Origin of the sequence: Streptomyces sp. NPDC021749 (genome assembly GCF_040640655.1) — a bacterium.
Classification (GTDB): domain Bacteria; phylum Actinomycetota; class Actinomycetes; order Streptomycetales; family Streptomycetaceae; genus Streptomyces.
This window is the reverse complement of sequence record NZ_JBFACE010000002.1, coordinates 361,639-375,281: the sequence shown is the minus strand read 5'-3', so window position 1 is coordinate 375,281 and position 13,643 is coordinate 361,639. Positions and strand designations below refer to the sequence as shown.

The following is a 13,643-nucleotide window of genomic DNA, read 5'->3' as shown; positions in this document are numbered from 1 at the left end:
TCGCGCCCCGTCCGTCGAGCAGGGGGAGCACACGGTGCGAAAGACGACGTCGGACGCGGCGAACGGCGAGTGACGCGAAACCTCGGTGACCGCTTCTCCCTCTCTTCGGGTGTCCCACCTCGGTGGGCGCCCCCCTTACCGAACGTCGAACCAATGCGATGGGATCGTCATGCGTGAATTCAGCCGCCGCCGGATATTCGGGCTCGGAGCAGGCGCGGCAGCGGCGCTGTCCGTCGCGGGCTGCTCCACCTCCGGGTCGTCGGGCTCCGACACGGTCGGGACCGAGTTCGCAACGCAGCCCGGAAAGGGGCCGCGGAGCAGGCCGATAGGCGACGGCTCGACCGCGTACACCGGGAAGCAGCCGCACCAGCCGCCCAGGCCGGAGCGGCTGGAGCCGGGGCAGAAGCCGCCGCAGTTCGTGGTGTTCTCCTGGGACGGTGCGGGGGAGGTCGGCAACGGTCTCTTCCCGCGGTTCCGCAAACTCGCCCGCGATCACAACGCGTCGATGACCTTCTTCCTCTCCGGGCTGTATCTGCTGCCCGAGTCGAAGAAGCGGATGTACCGGCCGCCGAACAACCCCGTCGGGGCCTCCGCCATCGGCTACCTCTCCGACGACCACGTCCGGGCGACGCTGAAGAACGTGCGCGGGGCGTGGCTGGAGGGCCATGAGATAGGCACGCACTTCAACGGGCATTTCTGCGGTGAGGGCAGCGGCTCGGTGAAGCACTGGACGCCGGCCCAGTGGGACGACGAGATCGAGCAGGCGGTGTCCTTCGTCACCAAGTGGCGGACGAACACCGGCTTCACCGACCTCGAACCTCTTCCCTTCGACTACGGCAAGGAACTGGTCGGCGGCCGTACGCCGTGCCTGCTCGGTCAGGAGAACCTGCTGCCGACGGCGAGGAAGCGCGGCTGGCGGTACGACGCCAGCTCGCCCGGCGGCCTCCAGGTCTGGCCGGACAAGAAGCAGGGGCTGTGGAACTTCCCGCTGCAGCAGATGCCGTTCCCCGGCCACTCCTTCGAGGTGCTCTCGATGGACTACAACATCCTGGCCAACCAGTCGAAGGCCGCCACCAAGGCCCCGCCGGCCAACTACCCGGGCTGGCGCAAGCAGGCCACCGAGGCGTACATCGCCGGCTTCCGGCGGGCCTACGAGACCAACCGGGCGCCCTTCTTCATCGGCAACCACTTCGAGCAGTGGAACGGCGGCATCTACATGGACGCCGTCGAGGAGGCGCTCAAGCACATGGCCGACGACAAGCGCAAGGACGTCCGGCTGGTCTCCTTCCGCCAGCTCTGCGACTGGCTCGACGCCCAGGACCCCAAGGTCCTGGCCGACCTGCGCCGACTCGGGGTCGGTCAGCCGTTCACCGGGCGCGGATGACGGGAGACCACGGCGGCATCCCGGGCGGGACACCGCCGCGCCACCCGCTCAGCCCCCGGTCCGCTCCACGGGGATCCACAGCTCCGCGTCCGCCCGCGTCCCGTCCGGCGAGGGGCGGACGCGCAGGATCTCCGGCCCCGGCCTGCTCTGGTACGGGTTGGACGGGAACCACTGCGTGAACACGTCCCGCCAGAGGTACTGGAGGGCCTGCGGGAACGGTCCGGAGTTCTCGAAGACGGCCCACGCCCCGGCCGGGACGGTGAGTGCGTCCAGGTCCTCCGGCGCGTCGGCGCCGGTCACCACGCCTTGGTAGTAGTCGAGTTCGGTTCCCTCGGCCCGGCTCGGGTCGAGGTCGTCGCTCACCGAGACGATGCCTTCCGGCTGCTGGTCCGACAGCGCGGCGATGCGCCGTATCGTCGCCCGGTCGATGCCACGGACGAACGCCGCGATCGCCGGATTCACCCCGGTGTGCACCAGCGGAACGCGGGCCTTCCTGCCGACGACACGGAACCCTTCCTTCTCCACGATCCGGTATCGCATGCTGCTGCTCCCTTCGACGACGAGACGGAAGGACATCCGGGGCTGGGAGTGCAGCGCCGCACCCGTGCGCCGGGCCTCGCCCGGTCCGATGCCGTGCACGGCCCGGAACGCCCGCGCGAACGCCTCCCCCGAGCCGTAGCCGTAGCGCACCGCGATCTCCAGCAGCGTCCGCTCCCCCGCGAGCACCTCGGCCCCCGCGACGGTGAGCCGTCTGCGCCGGATGTACTCCGACAGCGGGAGCCCGGCCAGCGCGGAGAACAGCCGGCGGAAGTGGTACTCCGACGTCACCGCGATCCGCGCCAGTTCGGCCGCCTCGATCCGCTGATCGAGATGCGACTCGATGTGTTCCAGGGCCTCGTTCAGCCGCTCCAGCACCTCGGTCTCCTTCCCCTGCGCGCCTCACGTTAGGAAGCGCGCACGGTGCCGGACCCGACATCCTGTGCCCGGTCCGGTCGGGTTCCAGGCCGGTCATGACGTGCGGCGGGGCGGCCGCGGTGCTCATGGCGCCGGTGGTGTGGGGGCATCCCGCACGGCCAGATAGTGGCTGAGGTGCGTGGACGCACGGAGCATGGCGAGGCCCTGGTCGGTGAGCCTGTGCTGCCAGTCGGCCAGGGCGGTGGAGAGGGTGTCGGTGTCACCGGCCGTTCGGATCTGTCGGACCACGGTGGAGATGTGCTCCAGCGGATAGCCACCGCGCCTGAGGAGGTGGGCGAATTCGGCGTCGCGGAGGTCGCTCGGGCGGAAGACGCGGTGTCCGGTGACCGGGTCGCGGGCGGGGGTGAGAATGCCGGCGTCCTCCCAGTTGCGCAAGGTCGCCGGGGTGACGTCCAGTTGGTGGGCGAGTTCACCGATGGTGCGGGTGCCGGAGCCGGCTGTCGGGGGGTCCGGAGGCGCGTCCCACTCCGCCGTCAGGTGGTCCACCGCTTCCCGCACCGCGTCGAGGGTCTCCCGGTCCCGGAGCAGCCGGCTGTGGCCGCGGTCGATGACTTCGAGGGCGCCGTCGAGGTCGTCGCGGTGGAGGGCGTTCATGATCCGTCCGCCGGCCGCGTGCCCGTAGGCCGGGACGAGGGCGAGGAAGGCGCGGAGCGCTGCCGCGTGCACCTCGGTGTAGATCCGGTAGCCGCTGGCGGTGCGCTCGGCGGGCGGGAGGAACCCGTCCCGCTCGTAGTTGCGGACCGCCTGGGTCGAGATGCCGTGCTCACGGGCGAGGTCGGTGGGTCGCATGGTTCCCGTTGCTTTGAGACTTTCAGAAGATCCTGCCCGCACAGTTTGCGGCACGAGCGGCATAAGTCTCAACCGACCTTTCAAGGTTACGATTGAGGCTCATGAGTCAGGACATCCAAGACTTCGTACCAACGTCATGTGAACTGCTGGCGCTCGGAGAGCCGACGCACCTGGAGCCCGCCTTCGGGCGGATCCGGAACGAGCTGTTCGGCCGGCTGGCCGACCGCGGCTTCCGCTCGATCGCCCTGGAGACCGACCGGGTGGCCGCACTCCGCGTGGACGACTACGTCCAGGGGGGACCCGGAACCCTCGATGAAGTGATGGACGAGGGCTTCTCGCACGACTTCGGAGAGCTGCTCGCCAACAGGCAACTCATCGCCTGGATGCGCGAGTTCAACGAGAACCGGCCGGCGGCGGAGCGTCTGGTCTTCCACGGCTTCGACGGTTCGATGGAGACCACCCACGCACCCAGCCCGCGGCGCTACCTGGAGTACGCGCGGGACTACCTGGGCCTCGACCTCGACCTCGGGAGCCTCGCCGGGGACGACGAACGGTGGAGCCGCACCGAGGCGATCATGGATGCGGCCAGCTCGATCGGCGCCACGGCCGAGGCCGAGCGGCTGCGGGTGATCGCGGACGATCTGCTCACCTCGCTCCACATCCGCGCACCGGAGCTGATCGAGGCCACCTCACGTGCCGAGTGGTACCGGGCCAGGACCCACCTCACCGCCGGTCTCGGCCTGCTGCGCTACCACCAGCAGTCGGCGCAGCGCATCGACGAGACCGCCCGGGTCACCGGACTGTGCGCCACCCGGGACGCGCTGATGGCCCAGAACCTCCTCGACATCCGGACCGTCGAGGCCCGGCGGGGCCCGACCCTGGTCTCGGCCCACAACCTCCATCTGCAGCGGAACCGGAGCCATATGCGCATGGGGCCCATGGGCATCGACTGGTGGTCCGCCGGCGCCATCGCGGGCGCCTTCCTGGGCGAGCGGTACACCGTCGTCCTCGGCACCTTGGGCAGCAGCGAAGTCATCGGGCTCGGGGAGCCGGAGGCGGAGACGTACGAGGCGATTCTGCAGCGTCGCACCACCGGCTGGGGGCTGACCGCGGCCCATACGGTCAGCCCCTCGGCCTCCGTCGTGACACGGGCCGACACCACCCCGCAGCAGGGCTACTTCCCTCTCGACCGGGCGGTTCTCGACGGAGCGGACGCACTCCTGCACGTCAGCGACGGGGCGGCGGCCGTGCGGGCGTTCCGCCCGTAGGCCCCCGGCGAGCGGGGCGCGGCGCCGGGTGTGACGAGGGGGACCCGGCGCCGCGATTGCACGCTTGCGCATAAATCTCCCCGGAGCCTGAAAGATGCCTGCCGAATACCGGACACGGCAGGCGAATGAGCGGGCTCACAAGTGCGCGGCGGGAGAAGGGAGTTCGATTCGGCCCGGGAAAGATCTTGGAACCGATATGGAATCGCAGGTTTGGCAGAGGTTTCGGGTACTCGGGCGAGGCAAGTAAGGGGGCATGAACAGCCCTCATGAACCCATGCCGATAAACGACAATTACGCCCCCTACAGCACTCATCCCGACATCCACCGGCGCAGCCGGGACGGCTCCGGAGCAAACCGGACAGCCTTGGTCATCCATACGATCGCGGACATCGCCGCGGGAATTCTGGCCCTGTGGATCCTGCTGTACCTGCTGGAGGCCAACCGGGGAAATGTCTTCGTCGGCTTTGTGCACGGTATGGCCGACTGGCTCGCCGGCTGGTCCCAGGACATCTTCACCATGGACGTCGAAGGACTGCGGGTATTCCTCAATTTCGGTCTACCCGCAGTGATTTACCTTCTGCTCGGTCATGGCATCGCTGCGCGGATACGCCGCCTCTGACCGGAATTCCGGGCGGGGTTCCGGCCGGGGCCTGCCCGTTACGTCCGGCGGGGCGCACCCCGGTCGAGGTGGGCGATGACATCGGCGTGGAATCGGTCCACGGCATTGTCGACGCTGCGGATGAAGCCCGATTGGGCATTGCCACGGCCGCTGCCCAGGCCGGTGAACAGCGACAGACGGAAGCCGGTGATCTGCGCACCGTCCTTCGGGAGGATGTCGGCGGGCTCCGGCCGCAGCCGTTCCAGGGTCCCGCGCGGACCCGCCCCGGCGCCTTCGACCAGGGTTTCGACGTGCAGATCCGCCGGCGCCGCCGCGAGCCGGCGGATCAACCGCTTGGCCCGGGTGAGCGGATAGCCCTGCTCGGCCGCCGCCACCTCGATCGACGTGCGCAGCTTGCCGGTCCGCAGATCGGCGGCGAGCGCGAGGGGGCCCGGTGTGTCCTCGATGCGTAGTTCGGCGTGCAGCCGCCCCTCGGCGCACAACTGGTCGGCCAGCGCGGCCCGTCGGGCCCGGGGGTCGGTGCCGCGCCGGGCGCGCTGAACGGGCAGGACCTTCCGGCCGAGTTCGCCGCCCAGCCGCAGACAGACCTGCCGGACCAGCCGCTCCCAGCTCTCGACCACGTCGACGGTGCGCGGATCCCCCTGGCACAGCGTCTCGTCGTCGATGGCGTTGCGCACCGGCACCCAGGCGGAGCCCATGTTCTGGAAGCCGTGGCAGCCCGAGTTCTCGTGCTGGAGGTAGTGCAGCAGTTCCTGGAGCAGCCACGCATGGGCGGCGTTGCCGACGCCCTCGTGGTGGATCAGCATCTGTGCCTGGTGCGCCACCTCCGCCCAGGACAGGTGCCACAGGGCGACCTTGTGTTTGCGGCGGCCGTCCGTCTTCACCTCGACCAGCGGGCTGCCTTCCAGCGCCACGTCGTTGGTCAGGGTGATCACCGCCTCGTAACCGCGCCGGGCGGCGATGTCCAGGTACGCCTGCACCTGCTCCGGCTTGAGCGGGCGGCCGTTCGTCTTCGTCTCGATCAGCGCGGTCCACAGCTTGCCGGCGCGTTCCACCCGGACCACCCCGTCCGGGCGCTTGGGAGCGTCGCCGTGCGGCAGCAACACCTCGGTGAACGTCTCCATCCGGCCGGCGGGTGCGCCGAAGGCCGCCGTGAGGCGCCGGCCGAACTCCGGTACCTGGGACATGACCGCCAACAGCACGGACGTGGCCCGCACTTCACGCTCCCGGTCGCTCCGGAGGGCCGTTACGGGGAAGAGCCGGGCCGCCCGCCAGCTGTCGTTCTCGGCGAGCGGTTTCCTCGGCTGCTGGGGAAGCGTGACCTTCTTGCGGGCGGTACGGGGACGGGTGGTCCTCTTCTGCTCGGCCGAGGCGGGTGCTTCGGTGGGGGCGGTCGTCCCGGCCGGGGTGGGGTGCCCGCCCGGGGTGGATGCCCGAGCCGGCGCGACCCCTGAGCCGCCCACGGGTCCGCTCCCGGACCCACTCCCGGACTGCCGGGGGGACGGAACGGGCGCGGCCTCCCCGACCGCTTCCCCGCCCCCTTCCCCGACCGCCTCGCTCTCGCTCTCGCTCTCGCTCTCGCCCTCGCCCTCGCCCTCGCCCTCGCCCTCGCCCTCGCCCTCATCGTCGTCGATGTTCACCCCGAAGTCCGTCGCCAGACCGGCGAGGCCGGAGGCGTAGCCCTGTCCGATGGCGCGGAACTTCCATTCGCCGGCCCGCCGGTAGAGCTCGCCGAAGAGGAACGCGCTCACCTCCCCGGCGTCTTCGGCGGTGAACCGGAGCACGTTCTCGCCCGTGCCGTCGGCCAGCGTCAGGTGCAGGTCGTTGAGGTCCCCGAACCGGGCGCCGCCGTAGCGGCTCGCGGCCACGACCACCCGCTCGACCTCCGGCGGGATCGCGTCCAGGTCGAAGCTGATGCGGTCCTCGTTGCCGTCCCTGGCCGGCGTTTTGCCCAGGAGCTGGACGCTGCCGTCCGGGGCGACGGGGTGGTTGTAGAAGTAGAAGTCGGCGTCGCTGCGCACCTTGCCGTGTGCGTTCAGGAGAAGTACGGAAACATCCGCATCACCTTCCCCGGAAGTGCTGTTCCACCCCAGGCGCATCATCACGGAACCGATGTTCTCGCTGAGTGCCGACAGGCCGATATTCGCACCTTTGTTCATCGTGTGCATAGGGCCCCCAGATTGCATACGGCCGCGCCGGGACCGAATCCCGGCAGCCCCCTGTACGGCGTGTGCACTACGTCACATACTCGCCATGTGCGGGGAACCCTAGTGGGCGGAGCGCGGACAGGGCGGTGAAGTGCGGAAACTCAGGGTTTTTCGATCTTGGAGGTGGTGGTGTGGGGGAAGGAGTGACTCCTCTTGTGTGGAATGGAATTACCGATCCGTTGGCGGAAACCTGAGTTCTGGCCAATTACGAGCGGCTGGCGCGGCTCGGCCGAGCGGGGGGCCTGACCTCCGGGTCGTTGGCCGAGAGGTGGGGGTCGATGGCTGGATGGGGAGGTCGGCGGGCGGTGGGGATGACTCGGGACCGGGCCCTTCACCTGGGAATTCGGAGAGTACTGCGGAGTATTCGGAGTGTGGCGTAATCCACTCGACCCAAAGCATCACTCTGCGACCATCAACGCCTAGGAAATCCGGCCATACGGACTGCTGCCGTGGGGGGAGTGGCCATGGGGCTGCTCGGCGACGAGCTGGCTTTTGCGCGGGCCCTGACGGCCCAGGAGAACGAGAGCGTGATGGCTCTCGGAAGCCGGAAGCGCTATCCGGCCGACGCCCACCTCCTGACGGAGGGCGACCGGACCAGTCACGTCATGATCCTCCTGCGCGGATGGGTGACCGTTTCGGTGGCCACGGACCGGGGTGCCACCCGGCTGATACTCGGCCTGCGCGGCCCAGGTGAACTCCTCGGGGAGATGGCCGCGTTGGACAGTCATCCCCGCAGCGCCACCGTGCGCGCCCTGGGGCCGATCGAGGCCCAGGTCATCTCCGGTGACGCGTTCCGTCGCTTCCTCGCCCTGCACCCCAGGGTCAGCGGACTGGTGATCCGCCAGCTCACCTTCCGGCTCCGCAGCGCCGACCAGGAACGGTCCGCGCTCGCCTCGTCCACCGTCCTGCAGCGACTGGCCGCCCGGCTCAGCGAGTTGTCACAGGTCGAACCGGCCGGCCCCTACACCCCGTCCGTACCCGGCCGTTCCAGACCCGGGACCGTCGTCCACCTGGCCCAGGACGAGCTGGCCGCCACCGTGGGGGCCACCCGCGAAGCCGTCGCCAAGGCCCTGCGGCTGCTGCGCAAGCAGAACGTCGTGCGCACCGGCAACCGGATGGTGGAGATCCTCGACCCCGCGCTGCTCGCCCTCCTCGCCGAGGGCCATCAGGAGTGAGCACGGCGGGCACGAGCGCCGCGGGGGCGGGCGCGGCGGGGGGCGCGGACCTCACGAGAAGAGCGCACGCCCGGCGTGTGTAAACGGCTACAGACGGCCCCGGTCCCGGGCCGGAAGCTATGGGGACGGCAACCGAACAGAACGGCAGGACAGGGGGTTCGGGGTGGACGACGGCGCGAGGGATGTCGCGGACGCGCACTACGAGTTGGTGATCAGCGTCGACGCCCGGCGTTCCGGGGAGTACGACGACGTGGACAAGCCGCGGATGCGCGCCCGGATCTACCGGGTCCTGGAAACGGCGTTCAACCACGCCAAGGTGGCGCGGGACGCGGTCCACATGGAGGACCGCGGCGACGGCGTACTGCTGTCGGTGGCCGGCCGGATCGCGGTGACCCGGCTGCTCGGCCTGTGGATGGTCGAGGTGCACGAGAACCTGCGGGACGAGAACCGCGGCCTGCGGGTCCCGTTGGGGCTGCGGGTGGGCATGCACGTCGGCCCGGTACGGCGCGACGGCCGCGGGATCAGCGGGCGCGCGGTGGACCTCGCCTGCCGGCTGGCCGACTCCCCCACCGGGCGCCGGCTGCTGGACGCCGAGCGGGCCGATCTCGTGCTGGTGGTGTCCGAGTCGCTGTACGAGGACGTGGTCCGCAGCGGCGGCAAGTTCATCGAGCCGACGCGCTACTCCCGGGCCCGGCTGGCGCTCAAGGAGGGCGAGGTCACCGCCTGGTTCCACCTTCCCGGGCGGGACGCGCCGGTCGTACCGGACGGCCCCGGTCCCGGAGCGGGCCGGACGCGCCCGGCGGCGGACGCCGGGGCCGCGGGGCGCGGGGGCGGGGCCGCCGAGCCGGCGGACCGCGACGGGGACGTTCACGACGACGAGGACGACGCGGACGACGAGGACGACGGCGGTGGCGCCGCGGGCAAGGGGGACCGGACGTCCGGCGACCGGTATGTCGTCCGGGGCGACATGTCCCGGCACCACGACAACGTCTACCAGCAGGGCGTGCACATCGGGCGGATCACCGATGACGCCGAGCAGCGGAAGGGCTGAGGCACGTGGCCGAGGAGGAGCAGGCGGGGGGAGCGGCCGAGCCCGAGGCGAAGGCGGCCGGCGGGCCGCCCCCGGGAGGTGAGGCACGGGCCCGGGGCAAGGACGGTGACGACCGGGCCCGCGGGGCGGACGACAAGGGGGACGGCGGGGAGTCCGCCGACAGTGAGGCCGCGGAGCGGGAACGGGAACGGGAGCGCGCCGCGGGGCGGTTCAAGGAGCACACCGGCAATCCGCTCGCCGGAGAGGAGAGCGAGGAGGAGCCGACCGACCTCGCCGCCGCGTCGCGGACCCGCCGCGCCACCCGGATGCTGTTCGACACCGGGCGGGACCTGAACAGCTTCGACCGTTCGTACATCCAGAGCGCCCACATCGGGGACATCCACCTGCGGATGGACGCCCGGCAGGCCGGGGCGGGGATGCGCAGCGGGCCGGTGCCGGACGAGGAACTGCGCCGGCTCCGGCAGGTGCACGTGGAACCGGAGGGGTACTTACGGCTGCGCAACGCGCTGCGGGCCCGCCGGCTGCTGGTGCTCGGCGCGGCACCCGGCACCGGGCGCACCAGCACCGCGCTGGCCCTCCTCGACGAGGTCACCGCCCTGACCGGGGACGGTCCGGGCGAGGAGTCCGGGTCCGGGCCGCGGGTGCTGCGGGTGGACATCGAGACCGACGGCGGCGTACCGAAGCTGGCCGGGTCGCTGGAGGAGCGGCACGGCACCGGCTATCTGCTGGAGCTGTCGCTCGGCAGGCCCGGTGCGCTGCCGCCGGACGCGATGGACCTGGACGGGCTGGCCGCGGCGCTGGACGAGCGCGCGTCGTTCGCGGTGATCGTCGTGACGGTCGGATCGGCGGCGAATCCGCTGCTGGCCGGGCGGTACGGGATGCACTGTCCACCGGTGCCCTGGCAGGAACTGCGCACCGCCCGGCTGCAGGAGCGGCTGGAGGAGCATGTCGCGGCGGCCACCGGCGACGGGCCGGACGGCGGTGCGCGGGTGGCCGAACTCCTGGCACGCGCCGAGGAGTTGGCGGAGAAGGAGGAATTCAAGGACGCGGTCGGGCTGAACGACCTGCGCCCCGCCGAGGCCGAACTGCTCGCCTCGCTGCTGGCCGGGCACCTGCTGGACGACGTCTCCTACGAAGAGCTGCTGACCGGCTGCCGGAGCCTCGCGGCGGACCAGGCCCACGAGTGGTTCGCCGGTGTGGACCGGGCGCTGGCCGCGCCGCCGCCGGCCGCGGACGGGAGCCCGGGGCGGCGGCCGGGGACGGCGGCGCTGTTCCACCCGGTGGCGTTCCGGATCGCGCTGGCCGTCCTGGGCGGCGCCTCGCACAGCACGGTGGCCTCCGCCGCACACCTGCTGACCTGGGAACTGTCCGTCCAGAGCGATCCGGACCACACCCCGGCCCGGCCGCTGTTCTGCGACGACCCGGAGTCCGACCTGGCGCTGTCGCGGGCCGAACTCACCGACGGCACCGTCGAGGTGGCCGGTACCGAGGTGCCCGCCCAGCTGATCTGGTACCGGGGGGCGGCGCTGCCCGGCGCGGTGCTCAGCGAGGTCTGGGACCGGCACTTCCCGGTCCGCGGCCCGGTGGTGCGCTGGCTGCGGCTGCTGGCCGACGATCCCCGTCCCCAGGTGTGGATGCGGGCCGCGGTGGCCGCCGGGGAGCTGTGCGTACGGGACTTCGACCACGGTTACGCGGAGCTGATCCGGCCGCTCGCCGAGGCGGGCAGCACGCGCCGGCGGATCTTCGCGGCCACCACGATGGACCAGGCGGCCGGGCACGCCTCGCACCGCAAGGCGGTGCGGCGGCTGGTCGACGACTGGAGCCGCTACGGGACGAAGTCGCTGCGCTGGACCGCGGCGATGGCACTGGGCTACGGGAACGCCGCGGCCACCACGGACGACGCCCTCGACGCACTGGCCCGGATCGGGGTCCGGGACGACGGGGAGCAACTGGCGGTCGCCTCGTTCAACGTCGTCCGGCTGCTGGCGCTGCCGGACGGGGCGGCGGTGCTGCGGCGGATGGCGGAGTGGACGCAGCACAGGCGCGAGCCGTACCAGGACCTCGGTCTGGTGACCACGGTCCGGCTCGCGGTGACCAAGGTGGACGAGGTACTGGCCGCCGAGCCCGACTCCGGGCTCGGGGACCGCGGTGACTGGCCGCTGCCGCTCGCCCTCGCCGTCGCCCACCCCGAACTCGTCGCCCCCATGGCCGACTTGATGTGGACCGCGCTGAACACCGCGCGCTCCCAGGAAGTGGCCATGGACGCGCTGGAGGCCCTGCTGCGCACGGCCGTGCGCAAGGACGGCAGGGAGTGGACCCGGCCGGGCCTGGCGGCACTGCTGCCCGCGCTGGCGACCGAGGAGCACGACCGGCGGCGGCTGGACTGGCTGCTGCGCCGAATGATGAAGGATCCGGACAATCCGCTCCCTGACGCGCAGGCGCGCTCCTTGTGGTGGCTCGCCGTCCCGCCGCGGGACCGGACGGGCGAGAGGTACCAGGAGGAAACGCATGGCTGACGACCAGCGCGTGGCGGGGGACGGGGCCGCGGGCCCGGGGCCGGCGGGTCCGTTCCTGCGGGAGTACGCGCCGACGGGCCCGTTCCGGCACACCAGCGCGCGGACGGCATCGGTGCTGTTCTACCGGAACGGCGGCTACAGCGTGGCCACCGTCCGCGGCACCGAGCACCACGACAAGCGGGCACTGGCCCGGCCGCACACCATCTGCGAGATCGCGCTCGGCACGTTCGTCACCACGCTCCAGCTGGAGCTGCCGGCCGCGGGGGGCACCACGTTCTTCAAGGCCGAGGTGGAGATCCACTGGACGGTGAGCGATCCCCACCTGGCCGCCACCGAGGTGGTGACCGATGTCGCCCAGCGGCTCACCGCGCCGACGCTGGAGCGGCTGCGGGAGGTTTCCGCGGAGTTCCCGGTGAACCAGGCCGAACAGGCCGACCGCGCCATCACCCGGCAGTGCGCCGGCGGGCGCTGGGACGACCTGGGCGCCGATCTCGGGCTGCGCGTGCGGCTGTACGTACGGCTGCGGGTGGACGACCGGACGATCCATCACATGGACGACATCCGGGACGCGCACGCGTCGGCGGAGCTGACCCGGGTCCACCAGAACACGTTCCGGGACATGCTGCAGGGCGGCGAACTGGACCAGCTCAGCTACATGCTGGCGGCCGAGCCCGAGGCGGCCAAGGACTTCCTGGAGAAGATCCGCCAGGAGGGCCGGGCCGACGAGAAGGAACGCATCGACCGGCTCTTCGACATGGTCGACAGCGGCCAGATCCACTCCAGCGAGGTGGAGATCCAGGCGCTGGAGCTCCTCAACCGCGGCCGCCACCGCGTCCAGGGGCCGATCGGCTCGCTGCCCGCCCGCCGGGACACCCCGCAGCTGGGCCCGGGCACCTCCGGGCCCGGCCGGTCCGAGCCGTTCACCCCGGACTGGATCTCGGACGAGCCGCCGTCCCGGGCCGGACGCCCGTCGCATCTGGACAAGGACGACCCGGCGGACGACGGTCCGGTGGTCGCCGAGCCCGAACCGCCGCGCCGCCGCCGGCGCAGCCGCGACGACGGATGGTCCTGGGCGGAGGAGGACTGATGACGGCCGACGGGGGGACGGCGGCCAGGGGGGCCACGGACTCCCCCGACCCGGTCGTGCCGGTGCCGGACGGGGGTCGGCACGGCCACGACCGGGCGGGGGAACGCATCGCCGAACGGCTGTTGAACACGGTCCGGGAGGACCTCGGACGGGCCGACTCCAAAGCGGCCGTGCTGCTCTCCGGGGCGCTGGCGCTGCCGGCGTTCCTCATCGGGTGGCACGGCGCGCCCGACTGGCGCGGCCCGGCCGACCTCATGCTGGCCGCCGCCGGGCTGCTCTGGGCGGTCGCGGTGGCCGCGCTGGTCCGGGCGCTGATGCCGCGTACCGGCACGCTCCGTACCCAGGACGGGGTGACGTTCTTCGGCGATCTGCTGGCCCCCCACGACCTGCCCCGGCTGGCCGCCGAGGTCACCGCGGCCGGGCGGGACCCGGTCGGGTGGCTGCTCATCCAGGCCGTGGACGTCAGCTCGATCCTGGCCGCCAAATACCGGGCCATCCGCTGGGCGGTGGGCGCGCTGGCCCCTTCGGCGGCGCTGGCCCTGGCCTGGAGCCTGACCGCGCGCTGACCGGCG

At 71.8% G+C, this 13,643-nt stretch carries 11 protein-coding genes; 8 read left to right on the top strand and 3 right to left on the bottom strand.

Annotation, left to right across the window (positions count from 1 at the left end):
• The first annotated feature begins 169 nt into the window (after positions 1–169).
• Entirely contained in the window at positions 170–1,384 is a 1,215-nt protein-coding gene (locus tag AB0G35_RS03500; protein ID WP_360942963.1) for a hypothetical protein, read from the top strand.
• A 48-nt stretch (positions 1,385–1,432) separates the two neighbouring features.
• On the opposite strand, the gene AB0G35_RS03495 is transcribed toward AB0G35_RS03500, so the two are convergent.
• Both AB0G35_RS03495 and AB0G35_RS03490 read right to left on the bottom strand, forming a co-directional pair.
• Positions 1,433–2,299: an AraC family transcriptional regulator gene (locus AB0G35_RS03495; protein ID WP_360942960.1), complete on the bottom strand. Its 867-nt coding sequence runs from the start codon at positions 2,297–2,299 to the stop codon at positions 1,433–1,435.
• A 123-nt stretch (positions 2,300–2,422) separates the two neighbouring features.
• The gene (locus AB0G35_RS03490) at positions 2,423–3,148 is read right to left on the bottom strand and encodes a TioE family transcriptional regulator (protein WP_360942957.1); all 726 of its coding nucleotides are present in this window, start codon (positions 3,146–3,148) and stop codon (positions 2,423–2,425) included.
• Between the two features lie 101 nt (positions 3,149–3,249).
• Here AB0G35_RS03490 and AB0G35_RS03485 point away from each other — a divergent pair, with 101 nt between their 5' ends.
• Positions 3,250–4,416 carry an erythromycin esterase family protein gene (locus AB0G35_RS03485; RefSeq protein WP_360942954.1) on the top strand — a complete coding sequence of 389 codons (1,167 nt, stop codon included), beginning with the start codon at positions 3,250–3,252 and terminating at the stop codon, positions 4,414–4,416.
• A gap of 274 nt (positions 4,417–4,690) precedes the next feature.
• A complete protein-coding gene (locus AB0G35_RS03480) occupies positions 4,691–5,035 on the top strand; it encodes a hypothetical protein (RefSeq protein WP_360942951.1) in 345 nt (114 codons plus the stop codon).
• Between the two features lie 38 nt (positions 5,036–5,073).
• On the opposite strand, the gene AB0G35_RS03475 is transcribed toward AB0G35_RS03480, so the two are convergent.
• Positions 5,074–7,203: a TerD family protein gene (locus AB0G35_RS03475; protein WP_360942948.1), complete on the bottom strand. Its 2,130-nt coding sequence runs from the start codon at positions 7,201–7,203 to the stop codon at positions 5,074–5,076.
• A gap of 503 nt (positions 7,204–7,706) precedes the next feature.
• Between AB0G35_RS03475 and AB0G35_RS03470 the strand changes: the two genes are divergently transcribed.
• From AB0G35_RS03470 to AB0G35_RS03450, 5 genes are all read left to right on the top strand, one after another.
• The gene (locus AB0G35_RS03470) at positions 7,707–8,417 is read left to right on the top strand and encodes a Crp/Fnr family transcriptional regulator (RefSeq protein ID WP_360942945.1); all 711 of its coding nucleotides are present in this window, start codon (positions 7,707–7,709) and stop codon (positions 8,415–8,417) included.
• A gap of 163 nt (positions 8,418–8,580) precedes the next feature.
• Complete coding sequence (locus AB0G35_RS03465) at positions 8,581–9,468, top strand: hypothetical protein (protein ID WP_360942942.1); 888 nt, start codon at positions 8,581–8,583, stop codon at positions 9,466–9,468.
• A 5-nt stretch (positions 9,469–9,473) separates the two neighbouring features.
• Positions 9,474–11,984, top strand: coding sequence for a hypothetical protein (locus AB0G35_RS03460; protein WP_360942939.1), 2,511 nt, complete (start codon positions 9,474–9,476; stop codon positions 11,982–11,984).
• Positions 11,977–13,071 carry a hypothetical protein gene (locus AB0G35_RS03455; RefSeq protein WP_360942936.1) on the top strand — a complete coding sequence of 365 codons (1,095 nt, stop codon included), beginning with the start codon at positions 11,977–11,979 and terminating at the stop codon, positions 13,069–13,071. Before AB0G35_RS03460 ends, AB0G35_RS03455 begins: the two co-directional genes overlap by 8 nt.
• Positions 13,071–13,637, top strand: coding sequence for a Pycsar system effector family protein (locus AB0G35_RS03450; protein WP_360942933.1), 567 nt, complete (start codon positions 13,071–13,073; stop codon positions 13,635–13,637). The genes AB0G35_RS03455 and AB0G35_RS03450 overlap by 1 nt, the downstream gene beginning before the upstream one ends.
• The last annotated feature ends 6 nt before the right edge of the window (positions 13,638–13,643 follow it).

What these genes read in the sequence shown, in the direction of transcription:
- AB0G35_RS03500 (WP_360942963.1), top strand. Translation starts at nt 170, where the DNA reads ATGCGTGAATTCAGCCGCCGCCGGATATTCGGGCTCGGAGCAGGCGCG.
- AB0G35_RS03490 (WP_360942957.1), bottom strand. Translation starts at nt 3,148, where the DNA reads ATGCGACCCACCGACCTCGCCCGTGAGCACGGCATCTCGACCCAGGCG.
- AB0G35_RS03485 (WP_360942954.1), top strand. Translation starts at nt 3,250, where the DNA reads ATGAGTCAGGACATCCAAGACTTCGTACCAACGTCATGTGAACTGCTG.
- AB0G35_RS03480 (WP_360942951.1), top strand. Translation starts at nt 4,691, where the DNA reads ATGCCGATAAACGACAATTACGCCCCCTACAGCACTCATCCCGACATC.
- AB0G35_RS03475 (WP_360942948.1), bottom strand. Translation starts at nt 7,203, where the DNA reads ATGCACACGATGAACAAAGGTGCGAATATCGGCCTGTCGGCACTCAGC.
- AB0G35_RS03470 (WP_360942945.1), top strand. Translation starts at nt 7,707, where the DNA reads ATGGGGCTGCTCGGCGACGAGCTGGCTTTTGCGCGGGCCCTGACGGCC.
- AB0G35_RS03455 (WP_360942936.1), top strand. Translation starts at nt 11,977, where the DNA reads ATGGCTGACGACCAGCGCGTGGCGGGGGACGGGGCCGCGGGCCCGGGG.
- AB0G35_RS03450 (WP_360942933.1), top strand. Translation starts at nt 13,071, where the DNA reads ATGACGGCCGACGGGGGGACGGCGGCCAGGGGGGCCACGGACTCCCCC.